Raw genomic sequence first — 2,513 nt, forward strand, 5'->3', positions numbered from 1 at the left:
CGGCCGCGACCGCGCCCACGGCGCCGCGCGCGCCGAGCACGAGGGCCCTCATCGGGGCGTCCCGGGCTGCGCGGCGCGCGGCGCGCGCGACCCCCGCAGCGCGGTGTACGCGCGGGTGAGGGCGGGGACCGCGACGAGCACGGCGACGGGCACGACGACGGCCATGAGCAGCGCGGTCGCGGCGACGTCGGGCCAGCCGTCGACCACGGGCCGCAGGAGCGCCCGGGCCACGACGACGAGCGGGAAGATCGCGAGCCAGGTGACGGCGATGCGGGGCAGGAGCGGGAGAGGACGCACGAGAACTCCAAACGATCGGTTGGAGAGACGGTAACCCCGGCGCCCGCGGAAACCAAACGATCAGTTGGAGTCGCGTAGGGTGGCGCCGTGGCATGGGACACCGCAGGCACCCGACGTCGGCTGCTCGACGCCGGCGCACGGCAGTTCGCCGCGCGCGGCTTCGCCGGCACGACCATGGACGCGCTCAGCCGCGACGCGGGCGTCAACAAGGAACGCGTGTACGCGTACTTCGGCGACAAGCGCGGACTGTTCGGCGCCGTCCTCGCCGACCGCCTCGGCGGCCTCCTCGACGGCGCGCAGGTCGAGGGCACCGGCCCCGCGGCGGTCGGCGCCTGGGCCGGCGAGCTGTTCGACCGCTACCGCCGCACGCCCGACCTCGCCCGCCTGCTGGCCTGGGAGAGCCTCGAGCTCGACGAGGCCGCGTCGGCCGACCACCGGGCGGCCACGTGCCGCGACCGCGCGACGCACCTGCGCGCCGCGCTGCCCGGCCTGGACGCCGCGCGCGCCCAGCACCTGCTGCTCAGCGTCGTCACGCTCGTCACCGGGTGGTGGACGCTCGCGCGCCTCGGCGACGTCGTGCTGACCGCGGGGACCAGCACGGGACCCGACGACGCCGCCGACGCACGACGCGCGGCGCTGGTCGCGCAGGTCGAGGCGCTCGCCGGCGCCGCCTGAGCACGCGCCGGACCGCACGACGTCCCGGGGCGAACGGACCGACCGCCCGGGACCGGCGACGCGACGCACCGATGACGCGCCGCCGAGCGTCGCCCCACGACCCCGCCATCCGTCGCACCCACCCGCTCCGACCCGCCACCGATGACGGGGTCACCACGCGGCAGGCGGCCCCGACGGGGGCCGATCACGGGGTCGCCTCTCGACCTTCGCCCGCGCGACACTGGACGCTCCCCGTCGAGAGGACCCGCCGTGCCCACGCCTCCCCTGCCCGCCGACGTCGCCGCGCTGCTCGCGCAGCCCAACCCCGCGGTGATGGCGACGATCCACCCCGACGGCCACCCCGTGACGGTCGCGACCTGGTACCTGCTGGAGGACGACGGCCGCGTGCTGCTCAACCTCGATGCGTCGCGCGCGCGGCTGCGTCACCTGCGGCACGACCCGCGGGTCTCGCTCACGGCGCTGTCGCAGGAGAGCTGGTACACGCACGTGAGCGTCCAAGGTCGCGTCGTGGAGTGGCGCGACGACGTCGACCTCGTCGACATCGACCGCCTGTCGGTGCACTACGGCGGCAAGCCGTACCCGGTGCGGGACCGCGCGCGCGTGAGCGTGCTGGTCGAGGTCGAGCACTGGCACGGCTGGGGCGCCGCGAAGCAGGACTGAGACCCTCCGGGCCGTCGCGCGACGGCGCGCGGGCGCACCGGGACCGCCGCGCGTCGGGCCCGTGCGGTGCCGCGGGCCCGACGCCGGTCAGGTGCCGCGCCGACCCGGCGACACGAGCCACAGCCCGGCGGCGACCGACCCGACGCCACCCGCCACGAGGTCGCCGATCGTGTCGGCGTACGTCACGAAGATCGCGTCGTCGACGTAGGTGTGGCCGACGTACTCGCCGACCTCCCACAGCGCGCCGAGCGCGAGCCCGAGCGCAACCGTGACGACCACGGCGCCCGCGCGCGCGGCGCGGCCGTGCACGGCGGTGGGGTCGGGCACCGCGGTCGGGTGAAGCGCGGCGGTCGGGTCGGGCACGGCGCCCGTGGTGCGCGCGAGCGCGAGGTGCGCGACCGCCGCGACGAGCCCGGTGACGCCCACGTGCGCGACCACGTCGAGCCACGGCACCGCCTGGTAGAGCTCGAGGACCGCGCACCACGCCGCGACCAGCAGCGACGCTCCGTACGCGGCGTCGAGCGCGGCGGGGGCGCGCACGACGACGGGCACGACGAGCCCGCCGAGCACGAGGACGAGCAGCACGGCGTCGACGGGTCCGCGCGCGACGAGGGCGACGAGCACGCTGACCGCACCCGCGGCCCGCACGACACCGCCCGGGCCCGCGAGCAGCAGGCGCGGCACGGGGGCCGGCATGCCGGCGCGCGTCGTCGTCATCGTCCCCCTCCCCCCGCGCCCGGGTCGGCCCGGCGCGCGGCGACCGTACGACGAGGGCGTGCGGTGCGCACGCCCGGCGGGCGACCCCGCGCGACGGCGTCGGGCGTGCGCTCCGACGGCTCGACGCCCGGGGCCGGCCCGCCGCGGACGCCGGCGGCCCGCGG

At 77.9% G+C, this 2,513-nt stretch carries 4 protein-coding genes; 2 read left to right on the forward strand and 2 right to left on the reverse strand.

All coding sequences use genetic code 11. The features are described from left to right. Nucleotides 1-48: 48 nt before the first annotated feature. Nucleotides 49-297, reverse strand: a complete 249-nt coding sequence (locus CS2_RS18105; RefSeq protein WP_046529118.1) for a hypothetical protein — start codon at nt 295-297, stop codon at nt 49-51. Between the two features lie 87 nt (nt 298-384). Here CS2_RS18105 and CS2_RS18110 point away from each other — a divergent pair, with 87 nt between their 5' ends. Together CS2_RS18110 and CS2_RS18115 are read left to right on the forward strand one after the other, a co-directional pair. Next, nucleotides 385-972, forward strand: coding sequence for a TetR/AcrR family transcriptional regulator (locus CS2_RS18110; RefSeq protein ID WP_070321006.1), 588 nt, complete (start codon nt 385-387; stop codon nt 970-972). A 249-nt stretch (nt 973-1,221) separates the two neighbouring features. Continuing rightward, on the forward strand, nt 1,222-1,632 hold the full coding sequence (locus CS2_RS18115) for a TIGR03618 family F420-dependent PPOX class oxidoreductase (RefSeq protein ID WP_046529120.1): 411 nt from the start codon (nt 1,222-1,224) through the stop codon (nt 1,630-1,632). Nucleotides 1,633-1,719: 87 nt separating this feature from the next. Here CS2_RS18115 and CS2_RS18120 read toward each other — a convergent pair whose 3' ends face one another. After that, entirely contained in the window at nt 1,720-2,349 is a 630-nt protein-coding gene (locus CS2_RS18120; RefSeq protein WP_233421267.1) for a DUF2238 domain-containing protein, read from the reverse strand. Nucleotides 2,350-2,513 lie beyond the last annotated feature (164 nt).

This window comes from Cellulomonas iranensis NBRC 101100 = JCM 18110 (assembly GCF_001552375.1).
Lineage (GTDB): Bacteria > Actinomycetota > Actinomycetes > Actinomycetales > Cellulomonadaceae > Cellulomonas > Cellulomonas iranensis.